The 21,321-nt window shown below is 72.7% G+C and carries 21 protein-coding genes and 1 riboswitch; of the genes, 13 read left to right on the forward strand and 8 right to left on the reverse strand.

Going from position 1 to position 21,321, the window contains the following annotated elements; all coding sequences use genetic code 11:
- Positions 1-413: 413 nt before the first annotated feature.
- The 3 genes from ACFYPJ_RS13445 to ACFYPJ_RS13455 are packed head-to-tail and all read left to right on the forward strand — an operon-like array spanning position 414 to position 5,379.
- A complete protein-coding gene (locus ACFYPJ_RS13445) occupies positions 414-1,067 on the forward strand; it encodes a hypothetical protein (RefSeq protein ID WP_389015110.1) in 654 nt (217 codons plus the stop codon).
- Positions 1,064-3,208 carry a bifunctional serine/threonine-protein kinase/ABC transporter substrate-binding protein gene (locus ACFYPJ_RS13450; protein WP_389015113.1) on the forward strand — a complete coding sequence of 715 codons (2,145 nt, stop codon included), beginning with the start codon at positions 1,064-1,066 and terminating at the stop codon, positions 3,206-3,208. The genes ACFYPJ_RS13445 and ACFYPJ_RS13450 overlap by 4 nt, the downstream gene beginning before the upstream one ends.
- Positions 3,208-5,379, forward strand: coding sequence for a bifunctional serine/threonine-protein kinase/ABC transporter substrate-binding protein (locus ACFYPJ_RS13455; RefSeq protein ID WP_389015116.1), 2,172 nt, complete (start codon positions 3,208-3,210; stop codon positions 5,377-5,379). The genes ACFYPJ_RS13450 and ACFYPJ_RS13455 overlap by 1 nt, the downstream gene beginning before the upstream one ends.
- On the opposite strand, the gene bioD is transcribed toward ACFYPJ_RS13455, so the two are convergent.
- From bioD to bioB, 3 genes are read right to left on the reverse strand one after another with little or no spacing between them, the layout of a single operon-like run.
- Positions 5,372-6,118, reverse strand: coding sequence for a dethiobiotin synthase (gene bioD, locus ACFYPJ_RS13460; RefSeq protein WP_389015119.1), 747 nt, complete (start codon positions 6,116-6,118; stop codon positions 5,372-5,374). The genes ACFYPJ_RS13455 and bioD overlap by 8 nt on opposite strands.
- A 1-nt stretch (position 6,119) precedes the next feature.
- Positions 6,120-7,400 (reverse strand): adenosylmethionine--8-amino-7-oxononanoate transaminase, encoded by a 1,281-nt coding sequence (locus ACFYPJ_RS13465; protein ID WP_389015121.1) that lies wholly within the window; start codon positions 7,398-7,400, stop codon positions 6,120-6,122.
- The gene (gene bioB / locus ACFYPJ_RS13470) at positions 7,393-8,652 is read right to left on the reverse strand and encodes a biotin synthase BioB (RefSeq protein ID WP_389015124.1); all 1,260 of its coding nucleotides are present in this window, start codon (positions 8,650-8,652) and stop codon (positions 7,393-7,395) included. The genes ACFYPJ_RS13465 and bioB overlap by 8 nt, the downstream gene beginning before the upstream one ends.
- 147 nt (positions 8,653-8,799) lie before the next feature.
- Between bioB and ACFYPJ_RS13475 the strand changes: the two genes are divergently transcribed.
- Entirely contained in the window at positions 8,800-9,927 is a 1,128-nt protein-coding gene (locus ACFYPJ_RS13475) for an 8-amino-7-oxononanoate synthase (protein WP_389015127.1), read from the forward strand.
- 82 nt (positions 9,928-10,009) lie between these two features.
- On the opposite strand, the gene ACFYPJ_RS13480 is transcribed toward ACFYPJ_RS13475, so the two are convergent.
- Together ACFYPJ_RS13480 and ACFYPJ_RS13485 are read right to left on the reverse strand one after the other, a co-directional pair.
- Positions 10,010-10,234 (reverse strand): DUF397 domain-containing protein, encoded by a 225-nt coding sequence (locus ACFYPJ_RS13480; protein ID WP_389015130.1) that lies wholly within the window; start codon positions 10,232-10,234, stop codon positions 10,010-10,012.
- Positions 10,235-10,243: 9 nt separating this feature from the next.
- Positions 10,244-11,104, reverse strand: coding sequence for a helix-turn-helix domain-containing protein (locus tag ACFYPJ_RS13485; protein WP_389015133.1), 861 nt, complete (start codon positions 11,102-11,104; stop codon positions 10,244-10,246).
- A gap of 213 nt (positions 11,105-11,317) precedes the next feature.
- Between ACFYPJ_RS13485 and ACFYPJ_RS13490 the strand changes: the two genes are divergently transcribed.
- The gene (locus ACFYPJ_RS13490) at positions 11,318-11,776 is read left to right on the forward strand and encodes an ATP-binding protein (RefSeq protein ID WP_389015136.1); all 459 of its coding nucleotides are present in this window, start codon (positions 11,318-11,320) and stop codon (positions 11,774-11,776) included.
- Between the two features lie 279 nt (positions 11,777-12,055).
- Here the strand turns inward: ACFYPJ_RS13490 and ACFYPJ_RS13495 are convergent, their stop codons facing one another.
- The 3 genes from ACFYPJ_RS13495 to ACFYPJ_RS13505 form a co-directional block, all read right to left on the reverse strand.
- The gene (locus ACFYPJ_RS13495; RefSeq protein ID WP_389015139.1) at positions 12,056-12,529 is read right to left on the reverse strand and encodes a C40 family peptidase; all 474 of its coding nucleotides are present in this window, start codon (positions 12,527-12,529) and stop codon (positions 12,056-12,058) included.
- 3 nt (positions 12,530-12,532) lie between these two features.
- Positions 12,533-12,743, reverse strand: a riboswitch (cyclic di-AMP (ydaO/yuaA leader).
- Positions 12,744-13,082: 339 nt separating this feature from the next.
- Complete coding sequence (locus tag ACFYPJ_RS13500) at positions 13,083-13,391, reverse strand: hypothetical protein (protein WP_389015142.1); 309 nt, start codon at positions 13,389-13,391, stop codon at positions 13,083-13,085.
- A gap of 7 nt (positions 13,392-13,398) precedes the next feature.
- Complete coding sequence (locus ACFYPJ_RS13505; protein ID WP_389015145.1) at positions 13,399-14,031, reverse strand: ATP-dependent Clp protease proteolytic subunit; 633 nt, start codon at positions 14,029-14,031, stop codon at positions 13,399-13,401.
- Between the two features lie 149 nt (positions 14,032-14,180).
- Between ACFYPJ_RS13505 and ACFYPJ_RS13510 the strand changes: the two genes are divergently transcribed.
- The 8 genes from ACFYPJ_RS13510 to ACFYPJ_RS13545 all read left to right on the forward strand — a co-directional run bounded on the left by ACFYPJ_RS13510 (position 14,181) and on the right by ACFYPJ_RS13545 (position 21,182).
- Positions 14,181-14,459, forward strand: a complete 279-nt coding sequence (locus tag ACFYPJ_RS13510) for a type II toxin-antitoxin system Phd/YefM family antitoxin (protein ID WP_389015147.1) — start codon at positions 14,181-14,183, stop codon at positions 14,457-14,459.
- Positions 14,460-14,884: 425 nt separating this feature from the next.
- Complete coding sequence (locus tag ACFYPJ_RS13515; RefSeq protein WP_389015149.1) at positions 14,885-15,187, forward strand: urease subunit gamma; 303 nt, start codon at positions 14,885-14,887, stop codon at positions 15,185-15,187.
- A gap of 11 nt (positions 15,188-15,198) precedes the next feature.
- Complete coding sequence (locus ACFYPJ_RS13520; protein WP_389015152.1) at positions 15,199-15,510, forward strand: urease subunit beta; 312 nt, start codon at positions 15,199-15,201, stop codon at positions 15,508-15,510.
- Positions 15,503-17,224, forward strand: a complete 1,722-nt coding sequence (locus ACFYPJ_RS13525; RefSeq protein WP_389015155.1) for an urease subunit alpha — start codon at positions 15,503-15,505, stop codon at positions 17,222-17,224. The genes ACFYPJ_RS13520 and ACFYPJ_RS13525 overlap by 8 nt, the downstream gene beginning before the upstream one ends.
- Entirely contained in the window at positions 17,224-17,898 is a 675-nt protein-coding gene (locus ACFYPJ_RS13530) for an urease accessory protein UreF (protein ID WP_389015157.1), read from the forward strand. Before ACFYPJ_RS13525 ends, ACFYPJ_RS13530 begins: the two co-directional genes overlap by 1 nt.
- A gap of 126 nt (positions 17,899-18,024) precedes the next feature.
- Positions 18,025-18,702, forward strand: coding sequence for an urease accessory protein UreG (ureG, locus tag ACFYPJ_RS13535; protein ID WP_389015160.1), 678 nt, complete (start codon positions 18,025-18,027; stop codon positions 18,700-18,702).
- Positions 18,699-19,478: an urease accessory protein UreD gene (locus tag ACFYPJ_RS13540; protein ID WP_389016012.1), complete on the forward strand. Its 780-nt coding sequence runs from the start codon at positions 18,699-18,701 to the stop codon at positions 19,476-19,478. Before ureG ends, ACFYPJ_RS13540 begins: the two co-directional genes overlap by 4 nt.
- 108 nt (positions 19,479-19,586) lie before the next feature.
- Entirely contained in the window at positions 19,587-21,182 is a 1,596-nt protein-coding gene (locus ACFYPJ_RS13545; RefSeq protein ID WP_389015163.1) for an alpha/beta hydrolase, read from the forward strand.
- Positions 21,183-21,321: the final 139 nt, after the last annotated feature.

The following is a 21,321-nucleotide window of genomic DNA, read 5'->3' on the forward strand; positions in this document are numbered from 1 at the left end:
GGGAGACTCGCACGCCGGGTTCGGCGAGCGGCATGGAGAAACGGACCGGTGGTAACACCAGCACCGCGCTCCGTGCCGACTCAACAGACGGGCACCCGTGCCCGCACAGCGCGTTGAAGCAGGAAGCCCCCGGAAGGGTCCAACGACCCAGGCCGGAATCCCTGGACTTCAGGCCAGGGAGCACGTCAACGCTTAGCATCACGGCGCACGCTCGGTGACCGGTTGTTCCAAGGGGGTTCGTGGTCGTGATCAGGCATGCGGTGCGCCTCGGCTGCGCCGTCGCGGTGTGCGGTCTGACGGTTGTCGGCTGTACATCCGAAAGCGGCGATCAGACGGGGGCGTCGCCCACGAAGAAGAGGGGTGCCGCAACGACACCCGGCCCGTCCAGGACGGCCGTCGTGGACCCTGTCCGGGTGCCGACGACGAAGGCCCAGGCCGTCGCGCTGATCGGGGACGTCATCCCGGCCCCCGACGCCTTCGGCAGCGGCGCCGTCCGCCGCACCCCGTACGAGAGCGACCCCCGGCGCTGGGCGGTCCTCGGGGAGGACTGCGTCTGGCAGCAGCGGGCGCTCCCGAAGGGCGTCCTCGCCACCTCAACCCGCTCCTACGCGATACCGGCGAGCGGCACGAGGGGGCGGCTCCTGCTGAGCGCCGTCGTCACGGTGCACCGCACCCCCGAGCAGGCCGACTGGGAGAACTCCGAAGTCCTTGAGGAGATGATGCGCTGCCCCTCGCAGAAACCGCGCTCCGACGAGATACTCACCTCCCTGACGGACGTCCCCGACGCCTACGGCGACTTCGGCAACGAATACGCCGACGACGTCCTCACCGAGACGGGCGAGTACACGAACGCCGAGTCCGGCGGCCCCTTCCCGTATCTCTGGGAGCAGACCCGCATCGGACAGGTCACCCTCGCCGTCTCCGCCAAGGGCGCCAAGGGCTGGTCCAAGGCCGATCTGTTCGACCGGCTGCGGGATCCGCACTCCTGGATGCGCACCAAGCTCAAGGCCGCGCTCGAAGGCGACACGGCACGGCCCCGCGCCGGTGCGAAGGACGGCAGCCGATGACCGAGAAGCTCACTCCCGCCGACCCGGCCCGCATCGGCGGGCACCGGCTGCTCGCCCGGCTCGGCGCGGGCGGCATGGGCGTCGTCTATCTCGGCCGGGCCGAATCGGGGGAACTGGCCGCCGTCAAGGTGATCCTGCCCGAGTACGCCGACCAGTCCGAGTTCCGGGCGCGTTTCCGCCGCGAGGTCGCCGCCGCCCGGCGCGTGGACAGCCCCTGGGCCGTACCGGTCACCGGCGCCGATCCGGACGCGCCCGCGCCGTGGCTCGCCACCGCCTTCGTACCCGGCCCCTCGCTCGCCGAGGCCGTCGCCGCCTGCGGCCCGCTGCCCCCGCGCGGGGTGCGCGTCCTCGGGCGGATGCTGGCCCGCGCCCTGACCGCCGTGCACGCCGCGGGGCTCGTCCACCGCGACGTCAAGCCCGGCAACGTCCTGCTCGCCGTCGACGGCCCCCGCCTCATCGACTTCGGCATCGCCCGGGCCACCGAGGAGACGGCGCTCACCTCTGCCGACATGGTCGTCGGCACGCCGGGCTTCCTCGCTCCGGAGCAGGCCCAGACGCAGCCCGCCTCGCCCGCCAGCGACGTCTTCGCCCTGGGCTGTCTCCTGTCCTACGCCGCCACCGGCCGGCCGCCCTTCGGCACCGGTGCCGTGGACGCCCTTCTGTACCGCACCGTGCACGACGAGCCCGACCTCGACGGTGTTCCCGACGACACCCGCGCACTCCTGCAGCGCTGCCTTGCCAAGGACCCGGCCGCCCGGCCCACCGCCCGTGCGGTGGACGAGACGCTCGCCGAGGAGACACCCAAGGACACCGCCGACTGGCTGCCCGACGCCGTCGTACGCCTGATCGCGGACCGCTGTGCCGCGCTGCTCGCCCTGCCGGACATCGAGGCGACCACCCTCGACACGGGGGACGGGCAGCCGACGGAGGTTCCCGGCGGCACGCCCACGCCGCCGTCTCCCGCCGGCCGCCGCCGATTCCTCCTGCTCGGCGGCGCGGCCCTGCTGGCGGCCGCCGGGGGCGGCGGTGCCCTCTGGGCCGCCCGGCGCGACGACGGCACCGCGTCCGGGGGCTCGACCGGCGCCCGCCGCTGGATCCTCGGCGTGCAGGCCGACCTGACCGGCCCGCAGAGGACCGTCGGACAGGCTCAGGAACGTGCGGTACGGCTGGCCGTCGAGCAGTTCAACGCCCGGCAGGACAAAGCCTTCACGCTCACCCTGAAGACCGCCGACGACCGGGGCGACGCGGCCCGCGCCGTCCAGGTGGCCCGCGCTCTCGCCGCCGACCGCGACCTGCTCGCCGTCATCGGCTCGACCGGCGACGAGACCACCGGCGCGAGCCTCGGCAGCTATGACGCCCAGCTCGTCCCCCAGCTCACCGCCTCCTCCGCGCAGAGCGGGTACGGCACCGCGCAGCCCCGGCACTTCCTCCAGGCCGTCCCCAGCTACGAGTCCCTGCCTGGCTCGGCCGTCTACTCCCTGCACGCCCAGGGCGCCCGGCGCGTCAGCGTGCTGGTCGACCGCGACGGCGGTGTCCCCGCCTTCCAACTCGGCCACACGATGTTCCAGAACCTCGGCGTCTTCAAGATCGCCGGCCGGCCGCGCGTCGTGCCGAGGCTGGCCGAGGAACTCGCCCCGGTGGTCACCGAGATGGTCGCGCAGGGTCCGGACGCCCTCGTCTACACCGGCACCCCCGACCGCGCCGCGGCCGTCGCACGCGCCCTCGTACAGACCGGTTTCAAGGGCCTGCGGGTGCTCGGCTACCCGGCCGCCGGCCCGCGGTTCCTTGCCGGCGCGGGCCCCGCCGCCGACGGCTGGCAGACCTTCGCCCCGTACATCGCCCCGTCGGCGGCGCCCGTCCGCGGCTTCGCCACCGCATATCGCAGGCGCTACGGCTCCGCGCCCCCGTACTGGGCGGCCGAGGCGTACGACGTAGCCCGCATGGTCATCACCCGGCTCACCGAGGCGGGCGGCCGTCCCTCCCGGAACACGCTCTACGACCTGCTGGTGAAGCGCACCTACCAGGGACTCGTCCGGACGTACGCGTTCGACGGGACATACCGGTGGCTCAAGGGGTACGCCAGCTTCCGCTACGAGGTGAAGGGCGGCCGGTACTCCTACCTGGGCAAGGTCGACTTCTGATGCGGCCGCTGACGGCCGACGACCCCGAGGACATCGGCGGGCACCGGCTGCTGGCCCGGCTCGGCTCGGGCGGCATGGGAGTCGTCCACCTCGCCCGTACGCCGGGCGGTGCGCTCGTCGCGATCAAGTCGATCCGCGCCGAGTACGCCGCGGACCCGGCCTTCCGTGCCCGCTTCCGGCGCGAGGTGACGGCGGTCCGCGGTCTGGCCGGACCCTGGCTGGTGCCGGTCGTGGCCGCCGACACCCAGGCCCGGGAGCCGTGGCTGGCCACCGAGTTCGTGCCCGGACCGTCGCTGGTCGAGGCGGTCGACGGGCACGGGGCGCTGCCCGTCGCCGCCGTGCGGATCCTGGGCTCCCGGCTGGCCGACGCGCTCACCGCCGTCCACGCGGCGGGAGTCGTGCACCGCGACGTGAAGCCGGCCAACGTCCTGCTCGCCCTCGACGGACCCCGCCTCATCGACTTCGGCATCGCGCAGGCCGGGGGTGCCACCGCGCTCACCGCGCCCGACGCCGTCGTCGGCACGCCCGGCTTCCTCGCTCCGGAGCAGGCCCAGGCCCGCGCCGACGAGGTCGGCCCGCCCAGCGACGTCTTCTCGCTGGGCTGCGTCCTCGCGTACACCGCCTCGGGCCGCCGCCCGTTCGGCACGGGCAACCCGGCGGGTGTCCTCTTCCGCACCGTGCACGAGGAACCCGACCTGGCGGACGTCCCCGGTGAGCTGCGGCCGCTGATCGGGTCGTGCCTGGCCAAGGACCCGGCCGGGCGGCCGACGGCCGCGCAGGTCGGCGCTGCGCTGCGCGATCCGCGGATCCCGCTCGCGCGGGCGATGCCCGAGGAACGGACGGAGCACTGGCTGCCGCCCGCGCTCCTGCGGGTGGTTGCCGAACGCTCCGCGCGAGCGCTGGACGTGCCCACCCCCGAGCGCCCCGCGCGGCAGCCGGCGGACGACGGGCCGGCCGCCGATCCGACGCCGGCCGGCCCACCGGACGTCCGCCTGCCGAACCGCCGGCGGTTCCTGCTGATCGGCGGCGCGGCGGCCTCCGCGGTCGCCGTCGGCGGCGGGATCACGGCCTATGTGGCGCCCTGGCGAGGGCGGCCGGGCGGCGCGCTTCCCGTGCACACCCTCGGCTTCCAGGCCGACCTCAGCGGCCCGGCCGGCCGGGCGCAGGAGCGCGGCGCGCGGCTCGCCGTCGAGGAACACAACAAGCGCGCGGGCATCACCTTCGAACTCGCCCTCGACAGCGTCGACGACCGGGGCCAGGCGGCCCCCGCCGTGCGGGCGGCCCGGCGGTTCGTCGAGAAGAAGGCGAGTGCGGTCCTCGGTCCCGGCACGCCCGCCGCGGCGCTCGCCGCGGGCCCGCTCTACCAGCAGTCCCGTACGGCCATGGTGCTGATCTCCGTCGACGACGACCGGCTGTCGGCGACGAAGCTGCCGACGCTGCGGGTCACCCGGGGGCCCGAGCACTTTCTGGCGCTGCCGCTGGCCGCGTATCTGACCGGCGTGCGTCCGGTCGACCGCACCGCCGTCATCGACGACCGGGCCGCGGGCGAAGCCGGGCAGCCGCTCACCGACCTGCTGGTACAGGCCCCGCCGAACGGCGGCACGACCGAGGTCCACTCCGTGGCGGCCGGCCGCGACGACTTCGCTCCCGCCGTCCGCGCAGCGCTCGCGGCCAAGGCGCAGGCCGTCGTCTTCAGCGGTACCTCGCCGGAACGCGCCGCACGCTGCGCCCGCGCACTGGCGGCGGCGGGCTTCACCGGACCGCGCCTGGGCACCTGGCACATCATGACCCCGGACTTCCTTGAGCAGGCCGCAACCGCCGGCCGTGACTGGGTGTTCGCCACCCCCTTCACCGATCCCGCCCGGGTGTCCGGCACTTTCAGGACCGCCTACCGCGACACGTACGGCACGGCCCCGGGGCGCTGGTCCCCGGAGGCGTACGACGCGGTGGGACTCATCGCCCGCGCGCTGGAGAAGCTGGGCGCGGCGGGCGCCGTCGAACCGGGCGCCGTGACCGAGCGCCTCTTCGACGGCGCCTACCAGGGCGTCGCGAAACCGCTCAGGTTCACCACCGGCACCTCTCTGGAGCCGACCGCCTCGCTGTACTTCTTGTTCCAGGCGGACGGGAACGGCACTTTCCGCTTCCGCGGGCGTTCCGACCAGGTCACGTGAGGTCACCTGGCACACCGGGCCCCGGGGGTGCCTCCCGGGTGCGGAACGCCTCCGCGTCCCAGGTGCCGCCCAGGCGCGGGGCCAGCCAGGTCGGCGCCGCCAAGCGGAACCCGGCCGGCGGCAGCGCGCCGGCTCCCGCGGGCAGGGCGCCGAGCAGCGGCGTGTCGGCGACCTCCGGCAGGTCGGCGAGGTTGCACCGCGAGGCGAGATCGGCGGCCCGGGGCCAGCTGCCGATCACCACACCCAGCAACTCGACCCCGCGGCGGCGCAGCTCACGTGCCGTCAGCTCGGTGCTGTTGAGGGTGCCGAGACCGGCCGGGGCGATTACCAGCACCGGCGCGTCCAGCAGCTCGGCCGCGTCCGCCAGGGTGCCGCCCGCCGGGTCGAATCGCACGAGCAGTCCGCCCGCCCCCTCGACCAGCACCAGATCGTGCCCGGTGGCCAGCTTGGCGGCGGCCTCGGCGACCTCGTGCGGATGCACGGGGGGCAGCTGCGCCCGCCGGGCCGCCGTGCCCGGCGCCAACGGCTCCGGATAGCGGGCCAGTTCGGCGGTGGTCACCGCACCCGCGAGCCGGGCCACCTCGTCCGCGTCGCCGCGCTCGCCCGGACCCACCCCCGTCTGCGCGGCCTTGAGAACGGCCACCGAACGGCCGGCCGCGACCGCGGCGGCGGCCACCGCCGCGGTCGTGACCGTCTTGCCGACCTCGGTGCCCGTGCCCGTGATCACCAGTATCTGCATGTCATCCTTCCCGCGCCGCCGCGCACACCGCGCGTCCGATCCGGGCCACGTCCGCGTCACCGGTGACGTACGGCGGCATCGTGTAGACCAGGTCACGGAACGGCCGCAGCCACACACCCGCGCGCACGGCCGCGTCGGTCGCCGCGGCCAAGTCCACCTCGTGGTCCAGCTGGACCACCCCGATGGCGCCCAGGACCCGTACGTCACGTACCCCGGGCAGCCCCGCGGCCGGCGCGAGTCCGGCCCGCAGGCCCGTCTCGATCCGCTGCACCTCCGCGCGCCAGTCCTGTCCGAGCAGCAGCTCGATCGACGCACAGGCCACGGCCGCGGCCAGCGGATTGCCCATGAACGTGGGCCCGTGGGCGAGCACCGGGACCTCACCGCGGGAGATCCCGTCGGCCACCCGGGAGGTGCACAGCGTTGCCGACATCGTCAGATACCCGCCGGTCAGCGCCTTGCCCACGCACATGACATCCGGTGTCACCGCGGCGTGCTCCGCGGCGAACAGCGCGCCCGTCCGGCCGAATCCGGTCGCGATCTCGTCGAACACCAGCAGCACGTCGTGCGCGTCGCACGCCTCGCGCAGCACCCGCAGGTACCGGGGGGAGTGGAACCGCATCCCGCCCGCGCCCTGCACGACCGGTTCCACGATCACGGCGGCCAGCTCGTCCGCGTGCCGCCCGATCAGCTCACGCAACTGCTCGGCGTACGCCTCCTCGTACTCGGCCGGCGGCGGGTCCGCGAAGACCTGGATGGGCAGCACCCCGCTCCACAGTCCGTGCATCCCGCCCTCGGGGTCGCACACGGACATCGGCTGCCAGGTGTCGCCGTGGTAGCCGCCCCGCCAGGTCAGCAGCCGCTGCTTGCGCGGACGGCCGGTCGAGCGCCAGTACTGCAGGCACATCTTGACCGCGACCTCGACGGACACCGAGCCGGAGTCGGCGAGGAAGACATGCTCCAGAGAGTCAGGGGACATGTCGACAAGGAGCTTTGCGAGCCGGACGGCCGGCTCGTGGGTGAGCCCGCCGAACATCACGTGGCTCATCCGGTCCAGCTGGCTCCGCGCGGCCTCGTTGAGCACCGGGTGGTTGTAGCCGTGGATCGCCGACCACCAGGACGACATGCCGTCGACCAACTCGCCCGAGCCGTCGGCCAGACGCAGTCGCACCCCGCTCGCCGACTCCACGACGAGCGGCCGGCCACGCCCGGGCATCGGGCCGTACGGATGCCAGACGTGCCGCCGGTCCAGCTCCAGCAGTTCCGGGAGGCCGAGGTCAGGCATTGGGTGCCAGGTCCGTTCCGGCGCCCCGGCGGCGGACCGCCACCAGGTCGGTACGGGGTTCGTGCCCCCGTGGCGCGGGCGCGGCGGCGGAACCGCAGACTCCGCCGTCCTCGTGCGTCCCGCAGGCTGCACCGCCCTCGTGCGTCCCGCACGCTCCACGGTCGTCATGTGCCCCGCAGGTTCCGTCGTCCTGCGTCCCGCAGCCGCCACCGCCCCCCTCGGCACCGCGGCCCGCTTCCGCGCGCGCCGCCCGGTGCTCGGGCAGCGTCACCTCCCCGGCGCTCTCCACCACGAACCCGGCGTCCGCGATCATCTCCAGATCGGCCTTGCCCGCCTGGCCCTCACTGGTGAGGTAGTCGCCCAGGAAGAGGGAGTTGGCCAGATGCAGCGCGAGCGGCTGAAGGGTGCGCAGGTGCACCTCGCGTCCGCCCGAGACCCGGACCTCGACGTCCGGGCAGACGAACCGGACCATCGCGAGGACGCGCAGACAGTGCTGCGGTGTCAGGTTCCACTCCTTGGCGAGCGGGGTGCCCTCGAACGGGATCAGGAAGTTCACCGGCACCGAGTCCGGGTCCAGCGCGCGCAGCGCGAACACCACGTCGACCAGGTCCGCGTCGCTCTCGCCCATGCCCGCGATCAGACCGGAGCACGGGGACAGTCCCGCGGCGTGTGCCCTGCGCACCGTGTCCACCCGATCGGCGTACGTGTGCGTCGTCGTGATGTCCGCGTACGTTTCCTCGGAGGTGTTGAGGTTGTGGTTGTAGGCGTCGGCGCCGGCCGCGCGCAGCCGCTCGGCCTGGCCGTCGGAGAGCAGGCCCAGGCAGGCGCAGACCTCGACGCCCTCGTTCCGTTCCTTGATCGTCCTGATCGTCTCGGAGACCCGGTCCACGTCCCGGTCCGTGGGGCCCCGGCCGCTGGCCACCAGGCAGACCCGTTTGGCGCCGCCGGCCAGACCCGCGGCGGCGGCCTCGGACGCCTCGTCGGCCCCCAGCCAGGTGTACTTCAGGATGCCGGCCGTCGAGCCCAGCCGCTGCGAGCAGTACGAGCAGTCCTCGGGACACAGCCCCGACTTGAGGTTGACCAGGTAGTTGAGTTTGACGCGCCGGCCGAACCAGTGCCGGCGCACCTTGCCGGCCGCGGCCACCACGTCGAGCAGGTCGTCGTCGGTGGTGGCGAGCACGGCGAGCGCCTCTTCGCGGGTCGGCGGCTCGCGCCGCAGGCCCTTGTCCACCAGCGTGTTCAGGAGGTCCATGAGACCCGATCCTGCCCTGTGGCGGCACCCCGGGCCAAGGAGGGTTCATACAACGGAGGCCATTCGATGTATGGGTATTGCCACACACTGGGTGACTGATCGTCCGGCTAGTGTCTGTCCACTGCCTACAAAATCACCGGAGGAGCCATGACGTTCGGCTGGATCGACGAGCAGGCGGAACTGCGCCGCCGTGCCGGACTGGTCCGCACCCTGCGGCCCCGCCCCGCCGACTCGTCTCTCCTCGACCTCGCGGGCAACGACTACCTGGGCCTTGCCCGCCACCCGGAGGTCGTCGCGGGCGCCGCCGCCGCGGCGCAGGCCTGGGGCGGCGGCGCCACCGGCTCCCGGCTGGTCACCGGCACCACGGAGCTGCATACCGAACTGGAGCGTGAGCTGGCCGCCTTCTGCGGTTTCGAGGCGGCCCTGGTCTTCTCCTCCGGATACGCCGCCAACCTCGCCGCGGTCACCGCGCTGGCGCCGCACGGCTCCCTGATCGTCTCCGACGCGGGCAACCACGCCTCCCTCATCGACGGCTGCCGGCTGGCGCGCGGTGTCACCCAGGTCGTCGCACACGCCGACCCGGACGGGGTGCGCAAGGCGCTGGACACGCACACGGGGCCCGCGCTCGTCGTCTCCGACACGGTCTTCTCGGTCGACGGGGACGCCGCGCCGCTCGCCGACCTCGCCGAGGTGTGCCGGGAGGGCGGCGCGGGGCTGCTCATGGACGACGCCCACGGCTTCGGCGTGCTGGGGGAGGGCGGCCGGGGAGCCCCGGACGCTGCCGGTCTCTCAGGCGCCGACGACGTCGTCGCCACGATCACGCTGTCCAAGTCACTGGGCAGCCAGGGCGGCGCCGTGCTCGGTCCCGCGCGGGTGATCGACCATCTGGTCAACGCGGCCCGTACGTTCATCTTCGACACGGGCCTCGCGCCCGCGGCGGCGGGCGCGGCACTCGCGGCCCTGCGCCTGCTGCGGCGCGAACCCGCACGGGCCGCACGCGCGCGTGCGGTCGCCGCCGAGCTGTACGCACGGCTGACCGCGACGGGTCTTGCGGCAGTACGCCCGGACGCCGCGGTCGTCTCCGTGCGTGCGCCGTCCCCGGAGGGCGCCGTCCGCTGGGCGGCGGACTGCCGTGCGGCGGGCCTGGCCGTGGGCTGTTTCCGTCCTCCTTCCGTGCCCGACGGCGTTTCACGGCTCAGGCTGACCGCTCGTGCGGACCTCTCCGGGGCGGAGATCGCATGCGCTGTCCGGGTGATCGGCGAGGCGCGACCATGAGTCGGCGTGACACGGCCGTGCTCCGCCAGGGCGGAAACGATCGGAAGCGGTCAGGAACTGATCGGACAGTGGGGTGCGGGGATCAACGCAGCGCGGCGACGAAACCAGCCCAGCTCCCGGGGGAGAAGAGCAGCGCGGGTCCGGTCGGGTCCTTGGAGTCGCGCACGGCGAGCAGCCCGGTCCAGGGACCGGAGCACGGCCGGGCCGTCTCCACGCAGTTGTTGGCTCCCGTGCTGTAGCTGCTGCGCAGCCAGTGCACAGCGGAGAGTTCGGAAGCGGAAGGTACGTTCCGAGGCAGTGCGGTCATGGTGCCTCCTTACGCGCCGTCACCTATCCCGGCGATGTAATCCAACGAGTCCTCGGGTGAAAGAGCGTGGAACTGAAGGGTGTTGAAGGCCTCTGTGTATGCCTGGAGGTCTTCTTTCCGTTCGAGGTAGAGGCTACTCGTCAAATGGTCGAGAACAACAACATCCAGATCAGATGTGTTCGGAAATGAGAAGATAACGAAAGGGCCGGTGATGCCGATGTGTGCTCCGGCGGCGAGCGGCAGCACCTGAAGCCTGACCTGGGGCAGGCGTGCCGCCTCCATGAGCCGTTCCAACTGCCGGGCCATGACGTCCGGACCGCCGACCTCGCGGCGCAGCACTGCCTCGTCCAGGACGGCGCTCAGCTCCAGTGGCGGCTGCGAGCGCAGCACGTCCTGCCGGGCGAGCCGCACCTCCACCAGCGTGTCCAGCCGGTCCTCGGCGAGGCCCTCCACCGCGGCCCGGGTCACCGCACGGGCGTACTCGGGCGTCTGCAGCAACCCCGGGACCACCGCCGTCTCCAGCGTGCGCATCCGGCTGGCCTGCGACTCCAGGCTGATGAAGTCCCGGTAGGTGGGCGGCAGTACCCCGCGGTAGGCATGCCACCAGTGGTGCCGGCCGCCGGCGTCCTCGGATCCCGCCAGAATCAGGAGCAACTCGCGCAACTGGATGTCCGTCACGCCGTAGGCATCGAGCAATAAGCGCACGTCGGTCGGCTTCACGCCGCTGGCGCCCGTCTCGACGCGACTCACCTTCGACTGGTGCCAGCCCACCAGTCGGGCCGCCTCACCGCTCGTGAGACCCGTGCCGGTGCGCAGGGCGCGCAGTTCGGCGCCCAGTTTCCTGCGGCGCACCGCGGGACCGTTCTGCATGGGCTACTCCTTACTCCTTCCGAGCCGCCCAAATACGGTCTGCCGTCGCAGAGTTCACCGCTTCGAGCGACAGATATATGCATATCTTGGTGGATCGCCCCTCGTGACCGGCGCAATAATGGCAGTCTGGCGACGAAGCACCAGTCCGGGACCGTACTCGAACCATCCGCTCCATGTCGGACTGCGGTCCCGTGGGAAAGGGGCGAGATCGCCATGGCAGACCATCTGGAAGCATCCGTCACTCTGCCGAGCGACCCCGCCTCGGTCTCCGCCGCCCGCTCCCATGTGATGGGCACCCTCGCGGAGTGGGGCATGGCGCCGGACACGGACATCGGCGACACGGTCCGGCTCATCGTCTCCGAACTCGCCACCAACGCCGTACAGCACACTTTCGGCCAGTCGCCCACCTTCACGGTGGACCTGGTGTTCGACCGGGACCGACGCCTGCGCATCGGTGTCACCGACAGCCATCCGCGTTTCCCGAAGAGACTTCCCGCGGCCGTTCAGCAGGACAACGGCCGCGGCATGGTCATCATCCGCTGGCTCACCGCCGAATGCGGCGGCAAGCTGCACGTCCGCCCCACCCGCGAGGGCGGCAAGACCATCTCCGTCGAGTTGCCCTGTACCGTGCCGGCCCAGCCGGTGACGGCGGTGGGGCAGCAGGAACCGTAGCGTTCACGCCTGTGGCGGGCAGGGGCTTCACGCCAAGACGGAGCCGGCGGAACGCGGCGAGCACCGGGGCGGCAGACGTTTTCGGCCGCCGGGAGCGTGCCGAGCCACCGCGGCGCGAACCCCGGGTCGCGCGGGCCCGCGCCGTGGGCGCAGGGCCGGCCCTGACGACTCTCGGCGCGGCCCTGCCCTCGGAGCGCCTGCTGCCGTGATGCCCGGTCAGACGTAAGCGGGCGCCGCAGAGATGACGGCACATCAGGGCCCGGCATCCCCTCCGGCCGGTCAGTTCACCCGTCCATACCAGACCCTCCTGGTCCAGATCTTCTCCAGCCGGACCACGTCCCCGGTCTTCGGAGCGTGCCAGATCTTCCCTTTGCCGGCGTAGATGCCGACGTGGTAGACGCCGAAACCCGAATGGAAGAACACGAGGTCTCCGGCCTTGCGGTTCTTGACCGAGATGTGGCGCGTCTTGTTGTACTGCTGGGCCGCCGTACGCGGCAGGGCCTTGCCCGCCTTCTTGAACGAGTACAGCGTGAGCCCGGAGCAGTCGAACCTGCGCGGGCCGGTGGCTCCCCACTTGTACGGGGCACCCTTCTTGGATGCCGCGACCTTGAGGGCTCTGGCTCCCATGGCGGCGGCCTCTGCCTCGGGTGCCAGGCCAGGGGCCACGATCGAGCCGCCCACGGCGGCGAGGGTGAGCGCCGAGGCCGTACCGGCCCGCGCCATCAGCGATGGGACACGATTGAGCGCAGTCATGCGCAACCCTTCGTCAGCCGCCTGTGAAGGATGACCTGTCGGATTCGGGCTGGCGAAGTTGCCCGGCCGTGTCGCCACGGCTTCACCCCAAGGGCTGCTCGGAACGGACCCGCGTCCGCTCCGGCGACCCGTCTTGCCTGGGTCCTCCACTCCTGCCGATCCACTCCTGTCGACCGGGCATCCGGGCGGCGGCAGGACTCGGCGTCCGCCCGGACCGCCCCGCCGCGGTGGCGGGGGCTTGTCGTCAGACAGGGATCTTCACTCACAACTGTCGGAAAATCCCAATGGAATCGGCGACGTGTGTCTTTGCTCATCACTCACCCGTTTGGGCGGACGGTGGTCCATTTCGTCCGTGGCCGAAACGCCGACGAGCCCTCGGACCAGCACGGGAGCGCTTCGGCGGCGCTGTCTGCCTCGCGCCCCGTGCAACCGTCCCGGTCCCGAAAAGAGGCACCCCTCTACACCGAACAGGGGTAAGCCGGTTGGGCCGTTTCATCCGGGCCCCAGGCGTTTCGCCGGCTCGGCTGACCACGGGGGCCCGGGGAGCCCCGGATCACCTCCTGTCGTCCGGCGGCAGGACCACCCGGGCGCTGCGGCGCTCGCCGTCCAGCACCCGCAGCGCCCGCGCCAGCGTGGCCGCGTGCAGCTCGGTCTCGCCCCGCCGGTGCATCAGGGCCAGCGCGTCCCGCAGTTCGACCGCCGTGCGCGCCAGCGCCTGGGCGGCCCGCAGCGCGGGGTAGGTGTCCGCGCCGTGCGCCGGGTTGATCCGGCCCAGCAGGTCGACCGCTCGGAGGTAACGGTCGATCAGTTCGCCCTCGGCGCGGGTCAGGGAGGGCAGCGGCGGCAGCTCCGGCGGCAGCACCCGCGGCTCACCCGGCGTCCGGCGTGCGCGCGGCCCCGCGGCTGTGGACGATGCGGTCCACCAGTCCGTACTGCACCGCGCCTCGGGCGTCCAGGACCAGATCCCGTTCCAGGTCCGCGTGGACCTGCTCCGGGGTGCGTCCGGTGTGGCGGGTCAGCAGCTGCTCCTGGAGGGCGCGGACGCGGGTCAGTTCCCCGGCCTCGATGAGGAGGTCGCTGGGCTGCCCGTGCGCCGGCTGGGGCAGCGACGGCTGCTGGAGCAGCAGCCGCGCGCCCGGCAGGGCGAGCCGCTTGCCGGGTGCGCCGGCCGCGAGCAGCACGGCCGCCGAGGCGCCGGCCTGCCCCAGGCAGACGGTCTCCACGTCGCAGGTGAGGTACTGCATGGTGTCGTAGATCGCCGTCATCGCGCTGAACGAGCCGCCGGGGGAATTGACGTACAGCGAGATGTCCCGGTCCGGCGCGTCGTGTTCGAGGTGCATGAGCTGCGCCGTCACGTCGTTCGCCGCGGCGTCGTCGATCGGCGTGCCCAGCAGGACGATCCGTTCCTGGAGGAGTTTCGAGTACGGATCGAGCGTGCGCAGGCCGTTTCCGGTGCGCTCGGTGAACTCGGGCAGGACGTGGCGGGCGGACGGTCGGATCATGACGTACCCCTCCTCGCGGCGTGGCCGCTTCCGGCGAAGACTCTCTGTAAAAAATGTACAGGACGTACGGAGTGGGCGGGTGGGAACGCCGCGCACGCAGGCGTGCGCGGCCCAGGAAGATGCCCGGGGGAGCCCCGTAAACTGGGGGCATGGCCTACGAGATTCCGGTGACGCAAGCCAGGGCTGAACTCGCCGACCTGATCAACCGGGTCGTCTACGGCGGTGAACGCGTCGTCGTCACGCGCCACGGCAAGCCCCTCGTCGCCCTCGTCTCCGCCGCCGACCTGGAGCGGCTCGAAGAACTCCCCGAGCCCGCCGACGAGCAGGTGGTCAGCTCCGTCTCCAGCGTCCGCGAAGCCGAAGGTGCACCCCGTGAACGGCGGCGCTTCGGCATCGCGGCCGAGCACCGCGGGTCCCACGACTCATGATCCGCATGCGGGTCGGCGGCGCGCACACCACGGCCGTCCGGCGACGCGCGCAATGCGGCCGTCCGGTGACGCCGGCACCGCCGTCGACGGACGGCGTCCGCATCCGGGCCGGGCGGTGACCGTGTTCGGCCGCGGCGCCGTACTCCGCCGGCGGTGAGCGGCGAAGGGTGGCCCAGGGGCTCCGGCGGCCCGGTGGGCGCGCTCACGGTATGGCGGAGCCCAGGAAACGGTCATGAAGTGATCAAGGTCTGGCCAACGCCGCTGAAACTCCGGCGAACTGACCCTGCAGATCCACGCCACCACAGGTTTCCGTGCGCTGATTGAGCGAGATCTCCCCATTTGATCATGTGTTACATCTGTCCCTGCCGTGGCGGCTGCGGCACTCGGACCCCGCACGGTCCGGAGCGAGGACTGTGAGGTGGGACATGCAACTGACCCCGCACGAGCAAGAGCGGCTGCTGATCCATGTGGCGGCCGACGTCGCCGAGAAGCGGCGGGCCCGGGGTTTGAAGCTCAATCACCCCGAGGCGGTCGCGATCATCACGTCGCACATCCTCGAAGGCGCGCGGGACGGACGTACCGTCGCCGAACTCATGGCCTCCGGCCGCACGCTCCTCACCAGGGACGACGTCATGACGGGCGTCCCCGAGATGATCCACGACGTCCAGGTCGAGGCCACCTTCCCGGACGGCACCAAGCTCGTCACCGTCCACGAGCCGATCGTCTGACGGGGGCGGCTGTGATTCCCGGAGAGATCCTGTTCGCCGAGGACCCTGTCGTCTGCAACGAGGGCCGCGAGGTCACCCGGCTCACCGTGCTCAACGCCGCCGACCGGCCCGTCCAGGTCGGCTCCCACTACCACTTCGCCGAGGCCAACCCCGGCCTGGAGTTCGACCGCGCCGCCGCACACGGCAGGCGGCTGAACGTCGCCGCCGGCACCGCTGTGCGCTTCGAACCCGGCCTCCCCGTCGAGGTCGAACTCGTCCCGATCGCCGGCGCCCGCATCGTGCCGGGTCTGCGCGGGGAGACAGGAGGCGCCCTCGATGCCTGAGATCTCCCGCGCCGCCTACGCCGACCTGTTCGGCCCGACCACCGGCGACCGGATCCGGCTCGCCGACACCGACCTGCTGATCGAGATCGAGGAGGACCGCTCGGGCGGCCCCGGCCGCGCCGGCGACGAGGCGGTCTTCGGCGGCGGCAAGGTCATCCGCGAATCCATGGGCCAGTCGCGGGCCACGCGCGCGGACGGCACCCCCGACACTGTGATCACCGGTGCGGTCGTCGTCGACCACTGGGGGATCGTCAAGGCCGACATCGGTATCAGGGACGGCCGGATCACCGGGATCGGCAAGGCCGGCAACCCCGACACGATGGACGGGGTGCACCCCGAACTGGTCATCGGCCCGGAGACCGAGGTGATCGCGGGCAACGGGCGGATCCTGACCGCCGGCGCGATCGACGCGCACGTGCACTTCATCAGTCCGCAGCAGGCGGACGAGGCACTGGCCGCCGGCATCACCACGCTGGTCGGCGGCGGCACCGGACCGGCCGAGGGCTCCAAGGCGACCACGGTGACGCCGGGCCCCTGGCACCTCGCCCGGATGTTCGAGGCGATGGAGCACTACCCGGTCAACGTGGGTTTCCTCGGCAAGGGCAACACCGTCTCGCACGAGGCGATGCTCTCGCAGATCCGCGGCGGTGCGCTGGGCCTGAAGCTGCACGAGGACTGGGGAGCCACCCCGGCCGTCATCGACGCCTCGCTGACCGTCGCCGACCTGACCGGCATCCAGGTCGCCATCCACACGGACACCCTCAATGAGGCCGGCTTCGTCGGCGACACGCTCGCCGCGATCGGCGGGCGCGGCATCCACGCGTACCACACCGAGGGGGCCGGCGGCGGGCACGCGCCGGACATCATGACCGTGGTGTCCGAGCCGCACGTGCTGCCCAGCTCGACCAATCCGACCCGGCCGTTCACCGTCAACACCGCCGAGGAACACCTCGACATGCTGATGGTGTGCCACCACCTCAACCCCGCGGTCCCTGAGGACCTGGCGTTCGCCGAGTCCCGGATCAGGCCGTCGACGATCGGTGCCGAGGACATCCTGCACGACCTGGGCGCCATCTCGATCATCTCCTCGGACTCCCAGGCAATGGGCCGGATCGGGGAGGTCGTCCTGCGGACCTGGCAGACGGCCCACGTGATGAAGCGGCGCCGGGGCGCGCTGCCCGGCGACGGCCGCGCCGACAACCGGCGGGTACGGCGCTATGTCGCCAAGTACACGATCAACCCGGCACTCGCGCAGGGCCTCGCCCGGGACGTGGGATCCGTGGCCGGCGGCAAGCTCGCCGACCTGGTGCTCTGGGAGCCCGCGTTCTTCGGCGTGAAACCGCTGCTGGTCATCAAGGGCGGCCAGATCGCGTACGCACAGATGGGCGATTCAAACGCCTCCATCCCCACCCCGCAGCCGATCCTCCCGCGCCCCATGTACGGGGCGATCGGCCGGGCGCCCGCCGCGAACTCGGTCAACTTCGTCGCCCCGGCGGCCGTCGAGGACGGGCTGCCCGAACGGCTGCGGCTGGGCAAGCGCTTCGTCGCCATCGAGTCGACGCGCGGCGTGACCAAGGCGGACATGGCGGAGAACGACGCGCGCCCCGAGGTCCGGATCGACCCCGACAGCTTCACCGTGCACATCGACGGTGAACTGGTCGAGGCCACCCCGGCCGCCGAACTGCCCATGGCCCAGCGCTACTTCCTGTTCTGATGTCCCGGGCAGCACTCCTCGTCCTGGCCGACGGCCGCTTTCCCGCCGGAGGCCATGCGCACTCCGGCGGGGCGGAGGCCGCCGTCACGGCCGGGCGGATCACCGGTGCCGCGGACCTGGCGGACTTCTGCCGGGGGCGGCTGCACACGGCAGGTCTGGTGTCGGCCTCGCTCGCCGCGGCGGCCGTGCTCGGCATCGGCCCCGCCGTGCTGGACGAGGCGGCGGACGCCCGCACCCCCTCGCCCGCGCTGCGCGACGCCGCGCGCAGACTCGGCCGGCAGTTGCTGCGGGCCGGCCGGGCGACCTGGCCGTGTCCCGAACTGGATGCCCTCGGGCGGGAGTTCCCGAAAGGTGCGCATCAGCCCGTGGTGCTGGGCCTGGTGGCGCGGGCGGCCGGTCTGGAGGCCGCGGACGCGGCACACTGCGCGGCGTACGAGAGCGTGAGCGGGCCGGCGACGGCCACCGTACGGCTGCTGAGTCTGGATCCGTTCGACGCGACCGGGGTGCTGGCCCGGCTGGCGCCGGAGCTGGACGGCGTCGTGGGACGTGCGGTGGCGGCGGCAGGGCGTGCCCTCGACGAGGGGGTGGACGCGCTGCCCGCGGCCTCGGCGCCGCTGCTGGAGATCGGCGCCCAGGCGCACGCCGCCCGGGCCGTCCGGCTGTTCGCTTCCTGACCGACCCGCGGCACCCCCTCGAACGACCCGGACGAACCGAATGAAAAGAACTCGCCAGAAGAACCGGCCAAGTAAACAGAACCGCCGAAACCGCCCTCGTGAAGAGTGCCTTGAAGGAGAGCCGCCATGCATCTCGACCACGCTCACCACGGCCCCGCGGCCGTCAGCGCCGACGCCCGGCGCGCGGACGGATCGCGGCGGGCGCTGCGGATCGGGCTCGGCGGTCCCGTCGGGTCGGGCAAGACCGCCACGGTCGCCGCCCTGTGCCGGACGCTGCGGGAGGAACTGTCGCTCGCCGTCGTCACCAACGACATCTACACGCGGGAGGACGCCGAGTTCCTGCTGCGCGAGGCCGTGCTGCCGCCCGAGCGGATCACGGCCGTGGAGACGGGGGCCTGTCCGCACACCGCGATCAGGGACGACATCTCCGCCAACCTCGAAGCGGTCGAGGACCTGGAGGAGAAAGTCGGGCCGCTGGACCTGGTCCTCGTCGAGTCGGGCGGGGACAACCTCACCGCGACCTTCTCCAAGGGCCTCGTCGACGCGCAGGTCTTCGTCATCGACGTGGCCGGCGGGGACGACATCCCGCGCAAGGGCGGCCCCGGCGTCACCACCGCCGACCTGCTCGTGGTCAACAAGACCGACCTCGCGCCGTACGTCGGCTCCGACCTCGCGCGGATGGCCGCCGACGCGAAGGCGCAGCGGGCCGGGCTGCCCGTCGTCTTCCAGTCGCTGCGTGGTGGGACGGGCGTGTCGGAGGTGGCCGCCTGGGTGCGCGAACGGCTCGCCGCGTGGACGGCGTGACCGCGACCGGGGTGCGGGCGGTCGCGCGGATCGTCGCGCGGCCGGACGGCCGGGGCGGTACGGCGCTGCCCGTGCTGTCGGGCGAGGGCCCCTTGGCGCCGCGGCGCACCCGGGCGAGCGGCGCTCAGGCCCGGGTCGTGCTCGTCGGAGCGATGGGCGGGCCGCTCGGCGGCGACCGCTTCGCCGTCGAGGCGCGGGTGGCGGCCGGGGCCCGGCTGCACGTCGGGTCGGCCGCAGCGACCATCGCGCTGCCCGGCCAGGCGAAGGGCGAGGCACGCTACGACGTACGGCTCACCGTCGCCGCCGGGGGCGAACTGTGCTGGCTGCCGGAGCCGTTGATCTCCGCCGCCGGCAGCGAGCTGTCGGTCACCACCCGGGTCGACCTCGACGCCGGAGCCCGGCTCGTGCTGCGCGAGGAGCAGGTGCTCGGCCGGGCGGGCGAGGAACCCGGCCGGCTCGGCAGCCGGCTGACGGTGCGGATCGCCGGGCGCCCCGTGCTCGACCAGGAGCTGGCCTGCGGGCCCGGCGCGGCGGGCGGCTGGGACGGTCCCGCCGTGCTCGCCGGCCACCGGGCCGTGGGTCAACTCGTCCTGGTACGACCCGAGTTCACAGGCCAAAGGCCGGCCGCCCGGATGCTGGGGGAGTGCGCGGCCATCACTCCGCTCGCCGGGCCCGCCGTCCTGGTGAGCGCCGTGGCCGCCGACGGACTGCGGCTGCGGCGGACGCTGGACGAGGCGCTGGCGCTGCTCGACCGGGATCCGCCTACCGGGACATGATCATCCGGTTATCGGATTGGCAAAGAAGGTCAACCACCCCTGTTCTCAGCCTCGGCACAGGCACGAGGATCCCCCTGACGTTCACAACTATGCAGGGGGAGGGCCCACTTGAGGGACAACAGACGGAAGAACCGGGTACTCGCACTCGGTTCGGCCACCGCACTCGTCACCGCGACCCTGATAGCCGGCGCCGTCTCGGCGCCCGCCGCCAGCGCCACTTCCGGGCATGGCCAGAGCCGCGAGGCCCAGGGCGCCGCGACAGCCGCCGAACGGGCGGCGAGGGCCGGCGTCGACTGGCAGGACTGCCCGGCCGACTGGGGGCTCGCCAAGCCCATCCAGTGCGGCTGGGTCACCGTGCCGCTCGACTACGCGAAGCCCGACGGCAAGCAGATCAAGCTCGCCGTCGACCGCATCGGCAACACGGGCACCGCACAGGAGCGCCAGGGCGCGCTCGTCTACAACCCCGGCGGTCCCGGCGGCTCCGGGCTGCGCTTCCCGACCCGGGTCACCAACAAGAACCCCGTGTGGGCGAACACGGCCAAGGCGTACGACTTCGTGGGCTTCGACCCGCGCGGTGTCGGCCACTCCACGCCCATCTCCTGCATCGACCCGCAGGAGTTCGTCAAGGCGCCCAAGGCCGACCCGGTGCCGGACTCCGAGGCCGACAAGTTCGCCCAGCGCAAGCTGGCCCGCGAGTACGCGGACGGCTGCCACGAACGCAGCGGCACCATGCTGTCGCACATGACCACGCCGAACACCGCCCGCGACCTGGACGTCATCCGGGCCGCGCTCGGCGAGAAGAAGATCAACTACCTCGGTGTCTCCTACGGCACCTACCTGGGCGCCGTCTACGGCACGCTGTTCCCCGGGCACGTCCGGCGCATGGTCGTCGACAGCGTGGTCGACCCGGACCGGGACAACATCTGGTACGAGGCCAACCTCAACCAGGACGTCGCCTTCGAGGGCCGCTGGAAGGACTGGCAGGACTGGGTCGCCGCGAACGACGCCGCCTTCCACCTCGGCACCACCCGCGACGCCGTCCAGGCCAAGTGGCTCAGCCTGCGCGCCACCGCCAAGGAACACCCCATCGGCGGGGTCGTCGGCCCGGCCGAACTGATCTCCTTCTTCCAGAGCGCCCCGTACTACGACTCCTCGTGGGTGCCGGTCGCCACGGTGTTCAGCAAGTACGTCGCAGGCGACACCCAGGCGCTGGTGGACGCGGCCGCCCCGGACCTGTCCGACACCGCCGGGAACATCGCCTCGGAGAACGGCAACGCGGTCTACACGGCCGTCGAGTGCACCGACGCGAAGTGGCCCACCAGCTGGCGGCGGTGGGACCGGGACAACACCCGGCTGCACCAGGACTACCCGTTCCTGACCTGGTCCAACGCCTGGATGAACCTGCCCTGCGCCACCTGGCCGGCCAAGCAGCGGACCCCCGTCGACGTGCGGACCGGCAGGGGCCTGCCCCCGGTGCTCATCGTGCAGTCCACCCGGGACGCCGCCACCCCCTACGCGGGCGCCGTCGAACTGCACAAGCGGTTCAGGGGCTCCCGCCTGATCACCGAGCGGGACGCCGGTTCGCACGGCGTGACCGGGCTGGTCAACCCGTGCATCAACAGCCGGGTCGACAGCTACCTGCTCACCGGCGAGCTGGACGATGCGGACGTGACCTGCGCCCCGCACGCCACGCCGAAGCCGTAACGGCGTACGGAACGAAGTGAGGGGCGGCCGGGAGACGTCCTCCCGGCCGCCCTTGCCGCGCCGCTCGCGCAGCCAGGCCTTTTCGGCCGCGTAGTCGAACGGGTCGGGCTGCGCGCGCGAGCACCGGGGCGCCTTCGGC

The sequence above is a fragment of the Streptomyces sp. NPDC006012 genome (genome assembly GCF_042871185.1).
In the GTDB taxonomy this organism is placed as follows: Bacteria; Actinomycetota; Actinomycetes; order Streptomycetales; family Streptomycetaceae; genus Streptomyces.

Coding starts and splice junctions, on each gene's coding strand:
- ACFYPJ_RS13450 (WP_389015113.1), top strand. CDS start 1,064: ATGACCGAGAAGCTCACTCCCGCCGACCCGGCCCGCATCGGCGGGCAC.
- ACFYPJ_RS13455 (WP_389015116.1), top strand. CDS start 3,208: ATGCGGCCGCTGACGGCCGACGACCCCGAGGACATCGGCGGGCACCGG.
- bioD (WP_389015119.1), bottom strand. CDS start 6,118: ATGCAGATACTGGTGATCACGGGCACGGGCACCGAGGTCGGCAAGACG.
- ACFYPJ_RS13465 (WP_389015121.1), bottom strand. CDS start 7,400: ATGCCTGACCTCGGCCTCCCGGAACTGCTGGAGCTGGACCGGCGGCAC.
- bioB (WP_389015124.1), bottom strand. CDS start 8,652: ATGGACCTCCTGAACACGCTGGTGGACAAGGGCCTGCGGCGCGAGCCG.
- ACFYPJ_RS13475 (WP_389015127.1), top strand. CDS start 8,800: ATGACGTTCGGCTGGATCGACGAGCAGGCGGAACTGCGCCGCCGTGCC.
- ACFYPJ_RS13480 (WP_389015130.1), bottom strand. CDS start 10,234: ATGACCGCACTGCCTCGGAACGTACCTTCCGCTTCCGAACTCTCCGCT.
- ACFYPJ_RS13485 (WP_389015133.1), bottom strand. CDS start 11,104: ATGCAGAACGGTCCCGCGGTGCGCCGCAGGAAACTGGGCGCCGAACTG.
- ACFYPJ_RS13490 (WP_389015136.1), top strand. CDS start 11,318: ATGGCAGACCATCTGGAAGCATCCGTCACTCTGCCGAGCGACCCCGCC.
- ACFYPJ_RS13495 (WP_389015139.1), bottom strand. CDS start 12,529: ATGACTGCGCTCAATCGTGTCCCATCGCTGATGGCGCGGGCCGGTACG.
- ACFYPJ_RS13505 (WP_389015145.1), bottom strand. CDS start 14,031: ATGATCCGACCGTCCGCCCGCCACGTCCTGCCCGAGTTCACCGAGCGC.
- ACFYPJ_RS13510 (WP_389015147.1), top strand. CDS start 14,181: ATGGCCTACGAGATTCCGGTGACGCAAGCCAGGGCTGAACTCGCCGAC.
- ACFYPJ_RS13515 (WP_389015149.1), top strand. CDS start 14,885: ATGCAACTGACCCCGCACGAGCAAGAGCGGCTGCTGATCCATGTGGCG.
- ACFYPJ_RS13525 (WP_389015155.1), top strand. CDS start 15,503: ATGCCTGAGATCTCCCGCGCCGCCTACGCCGACCTGTTCGGCCCGACC.
- ACFYPJ_RS13530 (WP_389015157.1), top strand. CDS start 17,224: ATGTCCCGGGCAGCACTCCTCGTCCTGGCCGACGGCCGCTTTCCCGCC.
- ureG (WP_389015160.1), top strand. CDS start 18,025: ATGCATCTCGACCACGCTCACCACGGCCCCGCGGCCGTCAGCGCCGAC.